Below are 19,995 nucleotides of genomic sequence, written 5' to 3'. Positions count from 1 at the left end.
TTATTGATTTATTAGAATCAATTTTAGTGAATAACTACCCCTAATATTGAAAATATCTTACACTGGTTTTATCTCAAGCAAGGTCAGTGCTATATGCTAAATATTATTCAATCAAACCGGATGGAAGCCCTGCAAGCGCAGTTCCACCAGCTGTTAAAAGTAAACCCATTGCAAAGCCCGTTCGACAAAGAAGTAGTGCTAGTGCAATCGCCGGGTATGTCGCAGTGGTTAAAAATAGGTTTGAGCGAAAACTTAGGGGTTGCAGCGCAGGTCGATTTTCCGCTGCCGTCGAGCTTTATTTGGCAGTTGTATCAGCAATTACTGCCAAATGTCCCTAAAGAGTCGGCATTTAATAAGCCCAACCTTGCTTGGAAACTGTTTGCAATTTTACCAACCTGCATTGATGAACCGCTTTATTTGCCGCTAAAAACTTATTTAGAGGGCGATATCGACGGGCAAAAAACCTTTGCGCTGTGCGAAAAAATAGCCGATGTGTACGACCAATATTTAATGTACCGACCGCACTGGATAGCCACATGGGATAGCGGCAAAGATGAGCTTGATGATGTAGATGTAGCCATTGCCCCATGGCAACCTGATTTATGGCGACGCATTGTAAAGCTAAGCCAAGAGCTTGGGCAAAGCCAATTTCATCGCGCTAACATGCAAGGGCAATTACTTGCAGCCCTTGAGACCATGGACAATAGCTTACTGCCACAACGCATTAGTTTATTTGGTATATCGGCGATTGCCAGCTCCCAGCTTGAGGTGTTTGAAGCGCTGAGTAAAAAAACCGAGGTTATATTATTCTTTTTTAACCCAAGTGAGCATTACTGGGGCGATATTATAGATGAAAAAACAGCAGCTAAAATAAGCGCTAAATACGCCAAAATGCCGCTGGTGGAAGCGCAACAAAAAAAACAAACCAATCCAGATGAAGAATACTACTTTATTGGTAATCCGTTGTTATCGTCGTGGGGTAAATTAGGTCGCGACTATTTTGAGCAACTTGTACAGCTAGATGCCCGTTGGATTGATGGTTTTATTGATGTGTTTGACGACACCTTACTAGGGCAAGTACAAAGCGAGATTTATCAGCTTGCGTTTAAAGGCGAATCACTGACGGATAACAAAGAGTGGTTTATAAACGACGAAGGTAAGTTACCAATCAGTGCAACCGACACCAGTATTACGCTCAGCGATTGCCATACACCGCTCAGAGAAGTTGAGCGCTTGCACGACTACTTACTTAACTTATTTAATCAAAACCCAACGCTTACCCCTAAAGACATAATCGTTATGATGCCCGATGTAGGCACTTACAGCCCTTACATTGAAGCCGTATTTGGCGGGGCACAAGGTAGCCGCTTTATTCCTTATGCATTGGCCGATTTAGCCATAGAGCAAGAAAAGCCCGTACTTAGCTCATTTGCGAGTTTAGCTAACTTACCGTTTTCGCGCTTTGGTGTGTCGGATATTCTCGATTTATTACAAGTGACGCAAATAGCCGAAAAATTTGGGCTTGAAGCGCACGAATATGAGCAAATTCAATACTGGCTTGAACGTGTAGGAGTGAAATGGGGTATAAACGCAGCGCATAAAAGCAGCTTTGATTTGCCCGCTATCGATTTAAATACCTGGCAACATGGGCTCAACCGTTTACTGCTTGGCATTGCCATGCGCGACGAACAATGCCCGTTTAACGGTATTTACAGCGCTGATGAAGTAGAAGGTATGGCGCTTGATACACTCAACAAGCTCGTGCACTTTATTGATGTACTGCAAAGCTTTAAAGAGCTGTTAACGCCGGATGACACGCTCACTAATAAAGCGCATATTTTAAGCGAGCTATTAAACGCCATATACGAAAGTGAAAGCGACGACAGCTGGGACTTATTAGTACTTCAAAACGTGCTCGAAGAGTTACAAAAACACCACGATAACGGCGATTACAGTAAAGCGGTTTCGCAGCGTATTGTTAGTTACTTAGTTAAACAAGGCATTCAAGAAAAAGGCGTAGGGCAGCGGTTTTTAGTTGGGCAAGTAAACTTTTGTACGCTTATGCCCATGCGCGCAGTGCCATTTAAAGTGGTATGCATGCTGGGCTTAAACGATGCCGACTACCCACGTAACGTACAACCCATTGGTTTTGACTTAGTGCCTTATTCTAAAAAGCAAAAAGGTGACCGATCACGTAAATTAGATGACCGCTACTTATTTTTAGAGGCGCTATTAAGTGCTCGCGACAACTTATACATGAGTTACATTGGTCGCTCGTGTTTTGATAACCAACCGCGCATGCCATCAACGCTTGTAAGTGAGCTGTTAGAATATATTGGGCGTAGCTTTGTATTAAGCGATAAAAGCGATAAAAGCGAAAAAAAGCTGCCCGCATGTCTAATTAATCAGCAGCATTTACAGCCCTTTAATAGCCATTACTATTTAGCAGATGAGCAAGCCAATACGGTGCTGAGCAACCACAGTTACAATCCAATTTGGCTGCCAAGTGAGTCAATTAAACCAGAGCCAGTTATTGCGCTTGATGTGACTGTGCCAGATCAGCTAGATCTTGATGTGTTTATTAGAAGTGTGTGCAGTGCACAAGAGAGCTTTTATCAACAAACATTAGGCTTACGCCTGCCACAATTTAACGAAGTAGCAAAAGACGAAGAACCATTTAGCCTAGATGCGCTGCGCCGTTATTTTTACCTTGATGAAATACTTAAAGCCAATATAAACGAGCAACCACTGAGTACCGAGCAAATACTGCAACGAGGTGAGTTACCTCAAGCCAATGTAGGCAGCCTCATATTTGAGAGTATGGAGCACCGAGTTGATGCGCTTGCAGGGCAAGTAAAAGAGCAGATTAAAGGCGGAAAAAGTGAGCCAATAGAAGTTGTGCTTACCATTGAAGGCACCAAAATAGAGGGCTGGCTCAATCATGTGTATTTGCAAAAACAAGTGTTTTATCGCAGTGCGAGTATTAAAGCGAAAGATTTAATTAAAGGCTTTATTTATCACCTTGCAGCGCAAAGTATGGATCAACAAGTAGAAACATTGCTACTTGGGCTCGATAAGCAAATTACCTTTGCGCCAATTAATAAAGCTGATGCCGATGCATTGTTACTTGATTGGTTTGAGTTATACAAAGCGCTGCGCGCAGAGCCTGTGCCGTTCTTTCCGGTAAGTGGTTATGAATACGTTAAAAGCGGCGGCGATATAACAAAAGCAATGAGCAAATTTAGCCCGCAATACATAGGGCGAGGCGAGGGCGAAAATCCGTATATTCGCTTAACGGTGCAATCGCTAAACGACTGCCAAGAAGAATTTATAAAATGGAGTGATAAATTGCTCACGCCTTTATTTGAACACGCAAAGGAAAGTGACCATGCAAGCACTTAATCCTCTTACTATGCCGCTCATTGGTCAAAGTTTAATAGAAGCCAGTGCGGGTACTGGTAAAACTTATACAATTACGGGGCTGTATTTACGTTACTTACTAGGTATGCAAATAGAAGGTGAGTTAAATACGCCGCTCAGTGTTGAGCAAATTTTGGTAGTAACCTTTACCGACGCTGCCACCCAAGAAATTAAAGATCGCGTACGTAGCCGAATTATTGCTGCGCGCGACGCATTGCTTGGGCAAAACCCAAACGACGAACTTATTGAAGGCGTAATTGCTAAAATTGATGATAAGCACCGCGCCTTTGATTTACTCGATGCAGCTGCTAAATCAATGGACGAAGCCGCTATTTTTACTATTCATGGCTTTTGTCAGCGGATGCTAAAGCAACATGCGTTTGAGTCGGGTGTGGCGTTTAATCTCGAATTTATTTTAGATGAGCGCGACATACTCCTCGAAACTATTAAAGATTTTTGGCGTGCGTTTGTATACCCACTTAATAAAGAACGCACCGATGCTATTTTAGATGTATTTGCCGCACCAGAGTCTTTATTTGCTCAAGTGGCGAGCATTTTAAACAAAGCTAATGCGCACATTACACCACAAATAAATTTAGATGATGTATGGAAAGCCCGTGACGAGTATATAACCCGTGTGCCTGCATTTAAAAAAGCAGTATTAGAGCAAGAGTTTATAGGTGCTATTAAAAGCTCGGGTTTAAGTGGGTCTAAAACGCCAGGGCGTAAAGGCAGCCTTGCTGCGCTTGAGGCATTTTGTTTAGGCGGCGATTTGTTTTTTGAGTTTGGCACTAACAAGTATTCGTTTGAAGTGTGGAGTACAGAAAACTTAAGCGATGCAGGCAACTATAAAAAAAATCAGCCATTATTTGTGCATCCTTTACTGAGTCAGTTTGACGAGCTTGCCGCCCTTAACAACACCATAAACCAAGGGCTCAAAATAGCGGTTGTACAACATGCAGCACGCTGGGTAAAAGCCGCCATAGTTAAACGCAAGCAAGAGCAAAGCGTGATCACCCCAGATGACTTATTGACCAATTTACACAATGCGCTTAATAACGAGCAAGGCGACGTACTAGCGCAAAAAATTGCGCAGTTATTTCCGGTTGCCATGATTGATGAATTCCAAGATACCGATCCGATTCAGTACGGTATTTTTAGTAAAATTTATGGGCAACAAAATACCACGCTTGCCATGATAGGCGACCCCAAGCAGGCTATTTATGGCTTTAGGGGCGCGGATATTTTTACATATATTGGCGCAAAAGAAGCTGTACAGGCTGATCAGCAATTTACGCTGGGTACTAACTTTCGCTCAAGCACCGACATAGTAAATAGCGTTAATAGTTTATTTGGCAAACACGCTAACAGCTTTATTTATAACGACGCCATACCGTTTAACGCAGTGGCTGCTAAAGGCAAAAAAGCGGATGACTCTTTTTTAATTGATGGCAAACCCGCGACCGCATTCGAATTTAATGTATTTGTAGATGAAGCCGCCGATGAAAAAAACAAACCAACCAACAAAGGTGTAGGGCAAGCACATTTAGCCACTCACTTTGCTAATAAAATAGTAACCTTGCTTGAAAAAGCAAAACAGGGGGACGCGTGTATTGCCAGTACCCCTGTAAGCGCTGCCGATATTTGTATATTAGTGCGCGACCGTGTTGAAGCGCAAATAATGAAAAAAGCGCTAGGTGATGCCAAAATTGCCAGCGTGTATTTATCGCGCGAGAGCGTTTTTAGCCAAGAGCTTAGCCATCACCTACTGAACTTTTTAACGGCACTGCATGGTCAATATGACGAGTCACTGCTGCGCGGTGTTTTAGCTGGTCCATTATTTTGTTTAAGTTATAACGACATACATGCACTCGCTGATGATGAAAATAAATGGCAAGACTACTTAAACTTTTTTGCACAACTTAGCCACGTTTGGAACAAGCAAGGTGCTATGGCCATGCTTGAGCGCTTAATGAGCCATAACCAGCTTAGCGCTAAATGGCAGGGACTGGGATATAACGTTGAGCGTTGGCTGACGGACTTTAGGCACTTGGGCGAAATACTTCAGCAAAAACAAATAGAGCTTGAAGGTACGCTGCGTTTACTGCGCTGGTTTGCACAAAAGGTAAGCCAACAAGACGGTGAAACAGTACAGGTGCGCCTAGAAAGTGACGCCAACTTAGTTAAAATTGTCACTATGCATGCCTCAAAAGGGCTTGAATACCCGCTGGTTTTTATGCCGTTTGCCAGTGGCTATCGCGAAACAAAAGAAGCGCTTTATCATAATAATGGCAAGCTAGTTTACGATTTAAGTAAAGACGAAGATGCCCTTCAAAAAGCAGAGCAAGAGCGCTTAGCTGAAGATTTACGCCTGCTGTATGTAGCACTTACTCGCGCTGTGCATTTTTGTGCGCTTGGTGTTTATAACATTGGGCAAGGGCAAAGTAGCCGCTTAGCAATGCAAAGTAGTGCACTTGGGCATGTTTTATTTGCAGGGCTTGAACTTGCCAGTAGCCAAACATGGCGCACGCATTTAAGTGAGTTTTGCGACGCTAATAGCGCGATGAGCTATCAGCAATTTACCTCACTCACATTATTAGAGCAGGGAACACTTTGTTTTAATAACAGTGAAAGTGCGCAGCAAACGTTAAGTGTTAATAAAGTAACAGCAAATATTGAGCGTAACTGGCGAGCAACCAGCTTCAGTGCATTGAGCTTTAAAAAGCACAGCGACCAATTAGCCCCAGGGCGAAGTGATGAAGATCACGAAAAAGACGAGTTTGCAGTGCAAGAGGACGAACTGCCATCACCTTATAGTTTTCCTAAAGGGGCAAAGCCTGGTAGCTGTTTACACGAAATATTTGAACAAATAGATTTTACTAGCCCAATAGTTCACCCAACTAATACCGAGCAAAACTTATCTGAGGTAGTTAAGCGCAGCCTTGAAAAGTACCACATAGGTGAGCAATGGCGAGAAGTGGCTGAAAAATGGGTGCTTGATGTTCTTGCGTGTCCTCTAAATGAGGGGCTTCTTTCATTGGGTGTGCTTACACCCAATGATTGCCTAGTCGAAATGGAGTTTAATTTACCACTTGAGAGTTTAAGCGCACCTAAGCTAAACGAAATACTGGTTAAACATTTTGGCTTTACACAAAGTAAGCTTGAATTTTCACAAGTAAAAGGCTTGTTAAAAGGCTTTGTCGATTTAATATTTTGCTACCAAGGCAAATATTATATTTTAGATTATAAGTCTAATTATTTAGGCAGTACGCCAGCTGATTATGAAGGCGATATGCTTGAGCAAGCAATGAGCAGTCATCAGTATCATTTACAGTATTTAATTTACACGGTAGCACTGCATCGTTTATTAAAACAACGTATAGCTGATTACTCAATAGAAACCCATTTAGGCGGTGTGTATTATACTTTTTTACGAGGAATGCCGGCAGGGCAAGGCGTGTACTTTAAAAAGCTAACTGTAGAACAAGTGATTATTTTAGATGGCTTATTTAGCCAAGGAGCCATGCTATGAGCGATTTAAATGAGCAACCTGGCTTGTTTGACGATATAGATGAGTCACTTAATAATGAAGCCGCAGAGCCTCTTATTTCAAAAAATGTAGCACAAGATACCCCATTAGAGGACATTGTGTTAAATAATACGATTATCGAAGTCCCGCTACTTGAGTATTTATTAGCGCAAAATCGATTACGAGTGGTTGATGTTAAACTCGCAGAATTACTGTGTGCTAATGACATTGAGCAAACTCATAATGAGCTGTTTTATATTATTTTATTACTGTGCTTATCGCAGCAAAGTCAGCATAGCTGCCTAACCTTAAATGAGGTTGATTGGAGTAATCCTTTTAACTTGCGCAAAAGCGACTTTAATAAACTCGATGGCAATGTACCCAGTACGCTAAGCCCGTTTAGTGATGACTTTAATGTACACACAGCGCTTAGTTATTTACAAAGCCATGAAAGCGTAGGCGAAAATAAACCACTGCAACTATTTAACGAGCGACTTTATTTTGCGCGCCTTGCCGATTATGAGCAAACACTCGCGGATAGATTATTAAGTATGAGCGAGCGAAAGCTCAATATTAATAATGAAGTATTGGCTGAACTTTTAAATACCTATTTTCCTGCAGATTCTGCAATTGAAACTGATTGGCAAAAAGTGGCATGTGCGATTGCCGCCACCAAAGGCTTTAGTGTGATCACGGGTGGTCCTGGGACAGGTAAAACCACCACAGTGACTAAGTTACTGGCTATTTTGCAGTCTCTTTATAAAACCGCGCCGCTTAGCATTAAGCTGGTGGCACCGACTGGTAAAGCCGCTGCTAGGTTGAGTGAGTCAATATTGGGTGCTAAAAATAAGCTCACAACGATCCCTGATGATATAAAAATACTGATACCGCAAAGCGCTCAAACTATTCACCGTTTGTTAGGTGTAAAACCGTTTACAAACAAATTTAGGCATAACAAAGGTAATTCACTGCATTTAGATGTGCTGATTATAGACGAAGCCAGTATGGTCGATTTATCGCTGATGGCTAAATTAATAGAAGCACTCCCTGCGCACGCGAGATTAATACTCCTAGGTGATAAAGATCAGCTTGCATCGGTAGATACCGGCAGCGTAATGAGCGATTTATGCCAAGGTTTAATACTTGGGCAAACGCCAAGCTATTCGCAAGCACGTTGTAATGAGCTAAATAGTTTATGCTTCAATAATGAGCCTAAGCTCGTAGCGCAAAGCGTGAGTGAATTTAAACTCGCAGATTGCATTGCCTTTTTACAACACAGTTATCGATTTGATGCACAAAGCGGCATTGGTCAACTCGCACTTGCGGTAAACACCAATAACACCGGTATTTTAAATTATGTAGAGCAACAAAGTACTGAAGGGCGTTTTAACGATGTAATTTTAGATTACGACTTTGTAGCAAAACCGATTGAAAAGCTCGTTAAAAGTGCAGCAAGTCATTATGCAAAATATCTTAATTTAATTGCCCAAGGGGCAGATGTTGCACAGGTGCATACTGCTTTTGCGAGTTATCAGCTTTTAGCTGCGGTACGAGAGGGCGATTACGGCGTGCATAGCTTAAATCAGCGAATAGAGCGCGTATTGCAACAGCAAGGTTTAATTACCGTAAGTCCTAATACTCACCACTATACGGGTATGCCTATTATGGTGAGCCAAAACGATTACCAGCTTAAGTTATTTAACGGCGATATTGGTATTTTAATGCCTGATGGAAGTAATCAGCTCAAAGCCATATTTATTGATGAGCAAGGTAATCAACGAGCATTTTCGCCAGCACGACTCCCTGCACACGATAAAGTATATGTAATGACCATTCATAAATCACAAGGTTCAGAATTTAGCTACACCGCTATGGTATTGCCACCGCTCAAACAAGCGCGTATGGGTATAAACAGGCAATTAGTGTATACGGGAATAACCCGCGCTAAAAACACCTTTGAGCTGGTGGCAGACAAAAAAGTACTGCAACTAGCAATGAATAAAAGCGTATCAAGAGCATCTGGTTTGTATGAAAGGTTACAATTTTAAGCTTAGTTTGAATTTTTGATTAATAATTTAGCTTCAAACTGATTGTTATTTATCGCGTTATTATAAATGTCTTCTATACTAAGATTAATTTTATATTGAATGTATTCGGGCGTGTTGATCTTTGGTGGGTGAATTTGCAGCAGTGTGTTTGGTTTTTAGGCAAGGCAGAGCCTATGTAGTGTGGTATTCCCCATAAATAGGCGATAACGTAGTATAAATACCAAACATACGCTGCCCTTTGGGTTCTTTCTAGGGACGATTAACTCTTTGTTGCTCGGTTTTTACTTAGCCCACTAGGTTACAAACCTCGCGCCGTGATTTAATCGCCCCTAGATTGAACAAATTTCAATCCACAAAGGTCAACACGCCCTAGTAAGGATATTAATGTTTTTTTCTAAAAATAAGCAAAATGAAATAGCCTCTTTAAAAGCAGAACTCTATCCGTTACAACAAGTGTGGGAAGGGCTTTACCGAGAGATGCTAGTTGTTAATATCCTTTATGATGGGCGTATTTCTCATGCCAATGATTTATTTTTGCAAAAGCTTGGCTATGACGAAGATACGTTAACCAATAATCCCTTTAATGACTTTATTACTGAGCAATCACGCCAATCTAAAGATTTTGCAAGCTTACAACAAGCAATTAAAGCCGAAGGCCATTGGGGGGGGACATTACAAATTACTCGTTTTGATGGCGAAGCAGAGTGGCTACGCTTAATTGTACACCCGGTGAAAGGTGAGCAAGATCAGCTTCTTTATTTCTCTATATTCGCGAGTGATTTAACCAAAACAATCACAGCCTCTCGCGAACAAAGCGATACTATTAAAGCGATATATCGCTCTATGGCAGTAATTGAATTTGATTTAGAAGGCCATGTTTTAAAAGCAAATGAGCAGTTTTTATCAGCAATGGGTTATCAAGAAAGTGAATTAATAGGAAAACACCATCGCACATTTTGTGAAGCTTCAGAGTATAATTCCCAAGAGTATCAACAGTTTTGGGCTAAATTAAGAGAAGGCCAGTTTATAGCGGAGCGCTTTAAGCGTGTTGATAAATATGGCAATGTTGTATGGTTAGAAGCGTCATATAACCCAATCTCAAATGACGCGAATGAGCTTTATAAAGTAATGAAGTTTGCAACTGTTATTACAGAGCAAGTAAATCAAGAAATTGCGATATCTCAGGCTGCCGAAATTGCTTATAGCACTTCAACCCAAACTGATAAAAAAGCAGAGCAAGGCGCGATCGTTATACAAGATACGGTTGCAGTCATGACCGAGCTGGCTATTAACATGGAGCAAGCTGCAAGTGAAATATCAGCGCTTGATCAGCAGTCGCAACAAATATCGAGTATTGTACAAAGCATTAGTAGCATTGCTGAGCAAACAAATTTATTAGCGTTGAATGCCGCAATTGAAGCAGCTAGAGCTGGAGAGCAAGGTCGAGGTTTTGCTGTTGTCGCTGACGAAGTTAGATTGCTTGCATCGCGTACATCAAAAGCAACAGAAGAAATTGTAGAAGTAGTACAGCGCAACCAATCACAAACCCAAAATACGGTGGCTGTAATAGAAAAAGGTAAAGAAAAAGCAGAGCAAGGCTTGGCGTTATCTAAAGAATCTGGTGAAGTGATGCAAGAGATCCAACAAGGTGCACAAGAAGTTGTGAATGCGATTGGGCAATTTACCAGTGAACTCAAAGCTAACGGCTAGATTAGTTAAGTCCTTATTCTAAAGCGAGCACCTTTACCGGTGTCCGCTCAACTTAATCCCCCCTCAATATTACTCTCGAAACACCTCTGATAATTTTAAATTTAACAACTATTCTTTATTAACCCATTAAATAATAGGTAATAAGTTTCTCCATCTTTTTAAATGATAATAAGTTGTTGCATTTTTGTTCTTTGTTCCTAATACTGTTGAACGCCAAGGCTGACAAGCCCTAGTATGAATACCTTAAATGATAATAAAATATTAAGTACACAACATTAAGGAATTGTATGAACAATACAAAACGCACACACACATTAATTAAACCAAGTCATCTAATTGGTGCTGGGCTTGCTATGCTAATGAGCTTTTCTGCAGCGAGTAAAGACTACAAAATTATATTAATTCACGGGTTACAAACCTCGCAAATAACAAATAAGTCGGGTAGTGATGTAATTAATGACGGTGAAACATATTGGCAATCGTACTGGAATAATCGTGCAGATGAGCGAATTGATTGGCCTGCTTATGAGCGTATTGAAGGAAAAATTGCTACCGATTGGGTGTGGCCAAAGTTAAAACAAATTTCGCGCTCTAATTTATGCAGTGATGGCTGTGTATTTGTAACACATTCAACAGGCGACTTAGTTGCACGCCATATTATTGATAACCAAGAAAACTGGTTAGAAAACGCAGGCTTACAGCCGCTTAATATTGTTGCGACGTTTGATTTAGCAGGCGCGGGCGGTGGAAGTGAGCTGGCTGATGTAGCAGTTAGTGCTTTAACTGGCGCATCGTGGAACTTTGCGGTCGATGCAGCACTCAAATGGTGGCTAGGGAGCGATGTAACCGAAGCAGTTGGCGTATTGCACGATTTAAAAGTGAATAATGCCCGTAAAATATCGCCATTTCCTGATGCACGTACACCTAGGTTACGTTTTGTGGCAGATGGTAATGCGTATTTAGGTTTAACAGGTGGATTTTTAAAAGGTAATGATGATTCGGTTGTGGCATCGCACTCTTCATGTGGTGCAAGTTCGGCTGGCTCGTTTGGAAGTTGTAGCAGCAGTATTGATACAGATGGCCATTTAAAATCGCAAGGTGATGCTGTTAGTAGCTTTATGCCAAATCATTATCCAATGATGATGAGTGACAGTTATAGCCATAACGAAATACATAACGCGCAGCGTAAAGGTAATGTCACAATAGCCATGAATAACGTAAATGTTGAAGGTGACACTGTAGGTTTTAATACGTTTGATAAAACTACAGGTAGTTGGTTTTGGAAAAAACAATATCGTTATATTAAGGATTCAAATAATTTAAGTGCATCAGCACTTATTTATAATGTGATTCCATAACATATAAGGCGTGTAGTTAAAAACTATACGCCTTATAAAAGATTGAAATATAAAAATGAAAAAATTTTATGTCGTTGCTTTAATTATTAGCACTTTTTTATTCTCGCTATGGTTTACTGGTAAAAATGATGCTCATAAAGTTGCTGAGCCAATAAAACCACAGATTAAACACAGCGCGAACGCAGCTGACTTATCGCCTGTAAAAGTGATCCCTATAGATGTGCCTAAAGCTAAAAAACCACAATCAAAAAAGCAAATTGCGTTTAATGAAGACCTAACAAAAGCAGCGCAGCAAGTGGTGATGCAATACGAAAGTGCACTTAAGTTTCCTCCTTATTCTCAACCTTTAAGTCCTTTAGATGAAGATCGATTAAAGCCAAATCAGTTTTATCCTGTGTCGAGCCCCATAGGTGAAAGCGGCGATGCTTTAACGGTAAGTCTCAAACAATATCGTTTTGTATATCCAGAAAAAATAACAATAAAGGTAAGCGCTCAAGGGCTTGGTAAAGTGGTCGTTGAACTTGCAAATACTGATACAAAGGAAGTATTAAATACCCATACGGGCAATGCGCGTGACGGTGAGGCAATTATTACATTTAAAGAAGATGAAGATTACCCTCGTAGTTTACAGGTGTATGTGCAGGGCGATGTTGACGGTAAAAAAGTCCCCGTAGTTGCGCAAATTCAATATATGCCGCCAAGTGCTACTTTAACAGGTTTTGAAATTGCTTATGCTCAAAATGAAAACATGGTTATGCCAGCTAATTTAACGGTGATAAAAAGTGGTTTGTATCGTGTTAGGGCGAATTTATATAGTGGTGATACACCACTTGCCCATTTGGTATCTAAGGGACGCTTAACACAAGGGAGCCAAACCGTAGACTTAAAAGCTCATTGGTCAGTATTACCTAAGGGCGTTACCGATATGCGCTTAAGTGACTTTGTAATAGAAAGAATGTCGCCAAGCCCAGGTGAGCGTAACAGCTTTGGGAATAGTGAAATAAGCCATTTTGATATAAACGATTTTTCGTACGACAGTTTACAGCAGTTGCCGTATCAGACTAATGCACAAGAAAAGTTAAGTTTGGAATTTTTACAAGGCTTAGCTGAGAGTTAAAAAGACAACGCAATGCTGAATTGGTAAATTTAAGGGGGTTGTATATAAATACAACCCCCTTAAATTTGTTAGCTTAGATTGATAGTAACTACACTTGGCGCTTCTTGTTCTTCAAGCTCATTAGTAACAGGCACTTTAGGAATGTCTGGCTTATCAAGAGCTATATCGCCACCATCAATGACTTCACCTGTTTGTAAGTTTTTAAAATCAAACAAATCAGCATCAGCTAAGTGTGAAGGCACGACGTTTTGCATTGCTGTAAAAATACTCTCAATACGGCCTGGGTGCTCAGCATCCCATTTAGCGAGCATTGCTTTTGTATGTTTACGCTGTAGGTTTTCTTGCGAACCACATAGGTTACACGGAATAATTGGATAACCTTGCGCAAATGCGTATTGGCTTATATCGCTTTCTTTACAGTACGCAAGTGGGCGAATAACCATATGCTCGCCGTTATCACTCATTAATTTAGCCGGCATACTTTTTAGTTTTCCACCGTAAAACATATTTAAAAACAACGTTTCAATCATGTCATCACGATGGTGGCCAAGGGCTATTTTAGTTGCGCCTAACTCATTTGCTGTGCGGTATAAAATACCACGACGCAGTCGTGAGCAAAGTGAACAGGTTGTTTTACCTTCAGGAATAATATCAGTAACAATACTGTAGGTATCTTCTTCTACAATTTTGTATTCAACATTTAATTTATCAAGATACTGGGGTAAAACATGCTCAGGAAAACCTGGTTGTTTTTGATCTAGGTTTACAACAACGAGATCAAACTTTATAGGTGCTACACGTTTCAAATGTTGAAGCATTTCAAGCATTGTGTAGCTGTCTTTGCCACCTGATAAACACACCATTATACGGTCACCTTCTTCAATCATATTGAAGTCCATAACGGCTTGACCAGTTTGGCGACGTAAACGCTTTTGTAGCTTATTTAAGTTAAATTGAGCTTTAGCTTGATCTGAGTGTGACAATTACGCCCCCTAGTAAAACAATACAGCAAAGTTATTTGCTAAAAATAAAGGGGCGTATTATACCCAAACCACCTGAATATGCGAGTTTAGGATGTAATTAAACACGGTATTTTTAGCAAGTAACATCCAGTTTGTTACTAGCTAAATTTTTAATTAATCTAGTTTCTTTGCCAACGGGCTTACGTAACCATCGGGCTTGAGTGCCAGTACATCGCAGTCAAGGCTATCAATCACATGCTCTGCTGTATTCCCAACAAGAGCGGCACTTAAGCCTGTACGACCAACGGTACCAATAACTACTAATTCACTATTTAACCGCTTTGCTACATCAGGGATTACATCCTCTGGTAGGCCTTCTTCAATAAAACATTGCTCTTGGCTTAAATTAAACTCAGCAGCAAGTGCATTGGTTGATTCAATGTGGTGTTTTTTAACTGATTCGTTATAAAGTCCTGGGTTAAACTCAGGGATTTCGATTGCTATATTAATCGGTGTAGCGGGGTAGGCATTAACTAAATTAAGTTTTGCGTTGGCAAGTTCACATAAAAATTGTGCGTCTTTAATTACCCGTTTATTAAGTGCCACATGTTCTTCGTTTTCACTAACTGCATTTACAGCGGCTAAAATATTTCCGTTTGCTGGCCATGCCATTTCTTTAACAAACAACACCGGGGCAGGGCATTTTCGTACTAAGTGCCAGTCGGTAGGGGTGAAAATAACGGATTTAAGTGCACCATGTTGATGTGTGCCTTTAATTACTAAATCGTACTTTTGATCAATTACAGTATCGATTATGGCCTCATAAGGGCGGTTATGCCAAACCACTTGGGTGTCAATATTTATATCTTTGTAAGGAGAAACTAAATCGTTAAGCCATAGCTGGCGATCTTTTAGTACGGCATCACGCATTGCTTCGCGTTCATCGCCAGATAACATCGTTGTCATTTCATAAGAGAAGTCGTAAACCGTCATAAAGGCGGTAATACTTGCGCCAGACTTTTTGGCTAAGTCTATTGAACGTGATAAACCGTGTTGATCGTCTTTGGTAGGGTCAATAACCGCAATAATGCGTTTAATAGTGTTCATATGCTACTCCATTTGCCTAACGGGTGTACAATTAGTGTAACGCAAATATAAAACAGTTAAAGGGGTAGCATATAAATTGTTGTTCTAAATCAAACTATTTAATTTAGCGAGGCTTAACGATTGCTGCCGTTTTAGCTAAGGCATCATTATCTAAAATTGTAATAAATTTACCTTCCACTTTAATTAAGTCGGCTTTTTGAAAACGACTTAATAAACGACTAATCGTTTCCACAGTTAGGCCTAAGTAGTTACCTATTTCACCGCGAGTCATCGTAAATCTAAATTCCTTACGTGAAAAACCACGCTCGCCAAAACGCTCAGATAAGTTATAAATAAAACTAGCTAGGCGCTCTTCTGCTGATTTTTTATTAAGTAATAACAGCATTTCTTGATCGTATGTAATTTCGCTGCTCATTAAACGCATTATTTGTTGGCGAAGTTTTGGTAATTTACCAGCAAGTTCATCAAGCGTGTCAAATGGAATTTCGCATACCATTGACGTTTCTAGCGCTTGCGAAAAGCTTTGATGCGTCATTTTGCTTATTGCGTCAAAACCTACTAAGTCACCCGCTAAATGAAAACCAGTAATTTGTTCATCGCCTTGCTCTGATAATGTGTACGATTTAAATGAGCCAGAGCGTACCGCATAAATAGCTTGCAGCGGTTCGCCTGATTCAAATAGATAGTCGCCTTTATGCAGTGGTTTTTTTCGCTCAATAATTTCGTCAAGCTTATCCATTTCTTGGCCATTAAGTGAAAATGGCAAACACAATTGACTAATACTGCAGTTATTACAGCTAATAGCACAATTACCTTTAGCGCGACTTTGAGAGAAATCCATAATTTAATCCGTTTAAATTTTTATACACACGACTGCAAAATAACCATAAAAGGTTAATACTGCGAATAGATTATTGTATCAGCTTATCAGTTGCAATTATCAATAAGTAGATACCATACCAGATTATAACACTACCCAATACAATTCGGGTCCAAGGGTGGTTAATAATACTATTTAGTTTTTGTGCGGTAACGCCTAATGTGATCATTGCGGGAAAAGTACCCAAAGCAAAACAAAGCATAACTAAAGCACCGCCTAGGGCACTTGGGCTAGTCATCGCCCATGTAAGTGCTGAGTAAACAAGTCCACATGGAAGCCATCCCCATAAAGCACCGTAACCTAGGGCTTTAAAAGGAGAGTTAATAGGCATTAAGTATTTGTTGAGCTTAACAATATGCTGCCACACTAGGGTTTTACCAGCCTTTTCAAGCCATTGCAAAGTGGGCCCTAAGCGCATTATATATACGCCAACGAGGAGCATAAAAATAGCTGCAATGAATGAAAGTGCCAAAGAAAAAGATGTGTTTTGCCTAGCAAATTGGCTACTAATTCCTGCAACAAGTGCGCCTGCTGCCATGTAGCTCAGTGCACGCCCGATATTATAGGCAAATGAATACGTAAATGTTTTGCGTTTATCACTTGCCAGTTGTAATGAGCTTGCAATACCGCCACACATAGCAATGCAATGGCCACTACCAATTAGGCCCATTAAAAAAGCGCTAATATAAAGAGGATCAATCATTACTTTTGTTATGTTGCTCTTTGTCGTCTTCAAACAAAATACTATGACCTTGCTTGTTTAAATCAGAAAACTGCTCACTTTTTACGGCCCAAAAGAAAACGCCTATAGCAATAATGACAAACAAAATAGCAATGGGGATCAAGATGTAAATTATGCTCATAACTTTAATAGCCTTAGTGAATTACTAATCACAATAATTGAGCTGGCAGACATGCCAATAACAGCCATCCACGGAGCAACTAAGCCCAGCGCTGCCAATGGTAATATGGAAGCATTATACAATAAAGACAGCGCAAGGTTTTGCTTAATAATGCGTCTGGTTTGTTTTGCCACCTTGAGTAAATGATCGATTGAAGCTAAATCGCTATTAAGAAGCACTACATCGGCGCTATTTTTTGATATATCAGCACCGGTTTCCATTGCAATAGATAAATGCGCACTGGCAAATACAGGGCTGTCGTTTACGCCATCGCCGACCATAGCAACCACTTCGTTTTGTGAAGACCATTGTTCAACGGCGGTTTGTTTATCTTGTGGCGAACACCCAGATTGCACACTTTCGAGGTTGAGTTGTTTAGCTACTTTTTGCCCAGAATCTGATGCGTCACCGGTTAACATATGACACGTTAAATTTTGCGATTTTAGTGAGTCTATAAGCTTTTGAGCATCGTTTTTCACTTTATCAATAAAGTAAAAACGTGCAACAACCTGCTTATTTATATACAAGCTTGCTTGTGCATTTGATTTTTTGCTATCAAACCAACCACTTTTACCAATTGCATAATGATGAGTTGCATCTTGTGCGCTAATTCCCAGGCCTGGGTGTACTTCAACGTTATCAATATTGTGGTGAGTAGGGGGAATTTCATCAAATGCGCTGGCGATCGGGTGTTCAGAATAGCGCTCTAGCCGAGCTGCAATATCGAGGATTTGTGCTTTTGTATATTGCTTATCGATTATATCGACTTCATCAAGGCTAAATTTACCTTGTGTAAGAGTGCCTGTTTTATCAAATGCAAATAAAGTAATTTGTGAGAGTGTTTCGAGCACATGTGCTTGTTTTATTAATACGCCTTTACGGGTTAAGGTTGCAACCGCGCATGTAAGTGCGGTTGGTATCGCTAAACTCAGGGCACATGGGCAGGTAGCAACTAAAACCGAAATGGTGATCCAAAATGCGTGTTCAGGGTCAATTTGGTACCAGCCAATAGCTGTAAGTGAAGCAAATATAAGCAGGCACGCTATAAACCATTGCGCAACTTTATCTGTAATTTCAACCAGTTTAGGGCGTTTAGTTAATGCGTTGTGTTGCAAACGTATGATTTGATTTAAAAGCGTATTTTGGCCAATTTTATTAATTTTTATTTCAATAACGCCGTCGTGGTTAACGCAACCGGCGTAGACATTGTGGCCGATAAATTTTGTAACGGGTTGATGTTCGCCCGTCATCATTGATTCATCAACCGTGGTTTTACCCTTAATAAGCTCGCCGTCGGCAGGGATTGTTTCACCCGCTTTAATGAGTACTACGTCATTAAGTTTTAGTTTTTTGGCTGCAATTATAAGTTCTTCACCACTATCATTAATAGTACGCGCTGTTAATGGCAATAATTTTTGTAAGTTGGCAGTAAATTCGCTCGCTTTTAAACGCGCTCTAAATTCAAGATACTTACCTAATAAAAGTAAAAAGGTAAACATGCACACAGATTCAAAATATACTTCGCCGACTTGCATAAATGTGGCGTAACAACTTGCGCCAAACGCACCAAAAATAGCCAGCGATACGGGTAAGTCCATATTGAGCTGTTTTGCTTTTAAGCCATTTATGGCGTTGGTTAAAAAAGGCAGTGCGCTATATAAAATAACCGGAGAGGCAAGTACTAAGCTGATCCATCTAAAATACTGCTCAAAATTACTGTCCATCCCGGAGAACATGCCAAAGTACATGGCAAACGCAAACATCATAACTTGCATGGTCATTAAGCCTGCAACACCTAAGCGGCGAATATAGGCTTTGGCAGTTTGTTGTTTTTGTTGAGCTTCAATATCTGATTGAAATGGGTAGGCTTTATAACCAATTTTGGCTAAGGAAGTAATAATTTCACTCAATGGGGTGTTGGTTTTATCCCATTGGATCATCGCGCGGTTGGTAGATGTATTTACATCAACCCGTTTTACAGTATTTAAGCTTAAGAGTTGTTTTTCGATAAGCCATGCACACGCTGCGCAGGTTATACCTTCAACGCTCAACAATACCTCAGAGATATTATCGCTAGTCGCTATAAATTCATCTTGAATGTCTTCGTTGTCATAACTTTTTATAAATGCGAGTTGCTCAGGTACCAGTTGCTCAACTTTGCCTGCGCGAACGGTTCGGTATTTATAATAATCAGTCATACCTTGATCAACAATATTTTGCGCAACTGCTTGGCAGCCAATGCAACACATTGGCTGGGCTATATCATCAATTATAACGTTTGCGCTAAATCCGTTTGGCACACTTTCAAGGCAATGAAAGCAAGAGTGAGACATAGTAATGATTACTTATAGTTAGGGGTAACTAAAACGGTTTCCGCCGTCGGTAGAGTAATGTTTTCTTTTAACTTCCAGCTTCCATCCACAGGCTCTATAAATACAGAGTACGCGCCCGGTGTGTAGTTATCGAGTAGAGCGGTAAATTCTTTATTCGCATTTGAAGTTAGTGTGGCGGCAAAGTCATGGGCTTTGATGGTGCGATGATAAAATGATAATTTTAACGCAGGCACATTACTATAATCGCCTTTAGTAAATTTAAAACTAACGCGTTCATTAGTAACATTAAGCTCGCCATGTAAGAATAATGCTTTGGCTTTTTCAAACTTAGTAAGCTCTAAATTAATAGCTTTACCTTTTTTGTAGTAATCATCTACTACCATATCTGGGCCATTGCCCACAGCAGTAATAATTAATGTTATGCACCCAATAATGGCAACTAACGGAAAAAAGATTAAAAACCAAGGCCAAAAATTTTTATACCACGGAGTAGGTTGCATAGTATCTCTAAAGTTAGTTTAGGAAGTGTTATTTTATAGGAATTATACGTAAAAGACTAAAAAAAAGCCTCACAGTGGAGGCTTTTTTGATCTGGATTAATCTATTGAATTAAATAAATTAATTTATAA

General features: G+C 40.2%; 13 protein-coding genes. 6 read left to right on the top strand and 7 right to left on the bottom strand.

The genetic code is table 11. The features are described from left to right. The first annotated feature begins 93 nt into the window (after positions 1 to 93). The 6 genes from recC to EU510_RS05595 all read left to right on the top strand — a co-directional run bounded on the left by recC (position 94) and on the right by EU510_RS05595 (position 13,182). The gene (gene recC / locus EU510_RS05620) at positions 94 to 3,402 is read left to right on the top strand and encodes an exodeoxyribonuclease V subunit gamma (RefSeq protein ID WP_149592620.1); all 3,309 of its coding nucleotides are present in this window, start codon (positions 94 to 96) and stop codon (positions 3,400 to 3,402) included. After that, positions 3,389 to 6,952, top strand: coding sequence for an exodeoxyribonuclease V subunit beta (recB, locus tag EU510_RS05615; protein ID WP_149592619.1), 3,564 nt, complete (start codon positions 3,389 to 3,391; stop codon positions 6,950 to 6,952). The genes recC and recB overlap by 14 nt, the downstream gene beginning before the upstream one ends. Beyond that, positions 6,949 to 8,997 (top strand): exodeoxyribonuclease V subunit alpha, encoded by a 2,049-nt coding sequence (gene recD, locus EU510_RS05610; RefSeq protein ID WP_149592618.1) that lies wholly within the window; start codon positions 6,949 to 6,951, stop codon positions 8,995 to 8,997. Before recB ends, recD begins: the two co-directional genes overlap by 4 nt. A 384-nt stretch (positions 8,998 to 9,381) precedes the next feature. Then, complete coding sequence (locus tag EU510_RS20135) at positions 9,382 to 10,707, top strand: PAS domain-containing methyl-accepting chemotaxis protein (RefSeq protein WP_149592617.1); 1,326 nt, start codon at positions 9,382 to 9,384, stop codon at positions 10,705 to 10,707. 287 nt (positions 10,708 to 10,994) lie between these two features. Then, the gene (locus EU510_RS05600; RefSeq protein WP_149592616.1) at positions 10,995 to 12,065 is read left to right on the top strand and encodes a hypothetical protein; all 1,071 of its coding nucleotides are present in this window, start codon (positions 10,995 to 10,997) and stop codon (positions 12,063 to 12,065) included. Positions 12,066 to 12,120: 55 nt separating this feature from the next. After that, a complete protein-coding gene (locus tag EU510_RS05595) occupies positions 12,121 to 13,182 on the top strand; it encodes a hypothetical protein (protein ID WP_149592615.1) in 1,062 nt (353 codons plus the stop codon). Positions 13,183 to 13,250: 68 nt separating this feature from the next. On the opposite strand, the gene ttcA is transcribed toward EU510_RS05595, so the two are convergent. The 7 genes from ttcA to EU510_RS05560 all read right to left on the bottom strand — a co-directional run bounded on the left by ttcA (position 13,251) and on the right by EU510_RS05560 (position 19,866). After that, positions 13,251 to 14,165, bottom strand: coding sequence for a tRNA 2-thiocytidine(32) synthetase TtcA (ttcA, locus tag EU510_RS05590; RefSeq protein ID WP_149592614.1), 915 nt, complete (start codon positions 14,163 to 14,165; stop codon positions 13,251 to 13,253). 153 nt (positions 14,166 to 14,318) lie between these two features. Beyond that, positions 14,319 to 15,251, bottom strand: a complete 933-nt coding sequence (gene uspE, locus EU510_RS05585; protein WP_149592613.1) for a universal stress protein UspE — start codon at positions 15,249 to 15,251, stop codon at positions 14,319 to 14,321. A 103-nt stretch (positions 15,252 to 15,354) separates the two neighbouring features. Then, the gene (locus EU510_RS05580; protein WP_149592612.1) at positions 15,355 to 16,092 is read right to left on the bottom strand and encodes an FNR family transcription factor; all 738 of its coding nucleotides are present in this window, start codon (positions 16,090 to 16,092) and stop codon (positions 15,355 to 15,357) included. A gap of 70 nt (positions 16,093 to 16,162) precedes the next feature. After that, positions 16,163 to 16,834 carry a sulfite exporter TauE/SafE family protein gene (locus EU510_RS05575; protein ID WP_149592611.1) on the bottom strand — a complete coding sequence of 224 codons (672 nt, stop codon included), beginning with the start codon at positions 16,832 to 16,834 and terminating at the stop codon, positions 16,163 to 16,165. Then, positions 16,827 to 16,994 carry a cbb3-type cytochrome oxidase assembly protein CcoS gene (gene ccoS / locus EU510_RS05570; protein WP_002963071.1) on the bottom strand — a complete coding sequence of 56 codons (168 nt, stop codon included), beginning with the start codon at positions 16,992 to 16,994 and terminating at the stop codon, positions 16,827 to 16,829. Before ccoS ends, EU510_RS05575 begins: the two co-directional genes overlap by 8 nt. Continuing rightward, positions 16,991 to 19,366: a heavy metal translocating P-type ATPase gene (locus EU510_RS05565; protein ID WP_149592610.1), complete on the bottom strand. Its 2,376-nt coding sequence runs from the start codon at positions 19,364 to 19,366 to the stop codon at positions 16,991 to 16,993. The genes ccoS and EU510_RS05565 overlap by 4 nt, the downstream gene beginning before the upstream one ends. An 8-nt stretch (positions 19,367 to 19,374) precedes the next feature. After that, positions 19,375 to 19,866, bottom strand: a complete 492-nt coding sequence (locus EU510_RS05560) for a FixH family protein (protein WP_149592609.1) — start codon at positions 19,864 to 19,866, stop codon at positions 19,375 to 19,377. Positions 19,867 to 19,995 lie beyond the last annotated feature (129 nt).

This window comes from Pseudoalteromonas sp. FUC4, from assembly GCF_008370255.1.
Taxonomy (GTDB): domain Bacteria; phylum Pseudomonadota; class Gammaproteobacteria; order Enterobacterales; family Alteromonadaceae; genus Pseudoalteromonas.
The sequence above is the reverse complement of the archived record's forward strand: the minus strand, read 5'-3'. Positions and strand labels throughout refer to the sequence as shown.

Excerpts from the sequence above, each read along its gene's own strand:
- recC (WP_149592620.1), top strand. The coding sequence starts at position 94 with ATGCTAAATATTATTCAATCAAACCGGATGGAAGCCCTGCAAGCGCAG.
- recB (WP_149592619.1), top strand. The coding sequence starts at position 3,389 with ATGCAAGCACTTAATCCTCTTACTATGCCGCTCATTGGTCAAAGTTTA.
- recD (WP_149592618.1), top strand. The coding sequence starts at position 6,949 with ATGAGCGATTTAAATGAGCAACCTGGCTTGTTTGACGATATAGATGAG.
- EU510_RS20135 (WP_149592617.1), top strand. The coding sequence starts at position 9,382 with ATGTTTTTTTCTAAAAATAAGCAAAATGAAATAGCCTCTTTAAAAGCA.
- EU510_RS05600 (WP_149592616.1), top strand. The coding sequence starts at position 10,995 with ATGAACAATACAAAACGCACACACACATTAATTAAACCAAGTCATCTA.
- EU510_RS05595 (WP_149592615.1), top strand. The coding sequence starts at position 12,121 with ATGAAAAAATTTTATGTCGTTGCTTTAATTATTAGCACTTTTTTATTC.
- uspE (WP_149592613.1), bottom strand. The coding sequence starts at position 15,251 with ATGAACACTATTAAACGCATTATTGCGGTTATTGACCCTACCAAAGAC.
- EU510_RS05580 (WP_149592612.1), bottom strand. The coding sequence starts at position 16,092 with ATGGATTTCTCTCAAAGTCGCGCTAAAGGTAATTGTGCTATTAGCTGT.
- EU510_RS05575 (WP_149592611.1), bottom strand. The coding sequence starts at position 16,834 with ATGATTGATCCTCTTTATATTAGCGCTTTTTTAATGGGCCTAATTGGT.
- ccoS (WP_002963071.1), bottom strand. The coding sequence starts at position 16,994 with ATGAGCATAATTTACATCTTGATCCCCATTGCTATTTTGTTTGTCATT.
- EU510_RS05565 (WP_149592610.1), bottom strand. The coding sequence starts at position 19,366 with ATGTCTCACTCTTGCTTTCATTGCCTTGAAAGTGTGCCAAACGGATTT.
- EU510_RS05560 (WP_149592609.1), bottom strand. The coding sequence starts at position 19,866 with ATGCAACCTACTCCGTGGTATAAAAATTTTTGGCCTTGGTTTTTAATC.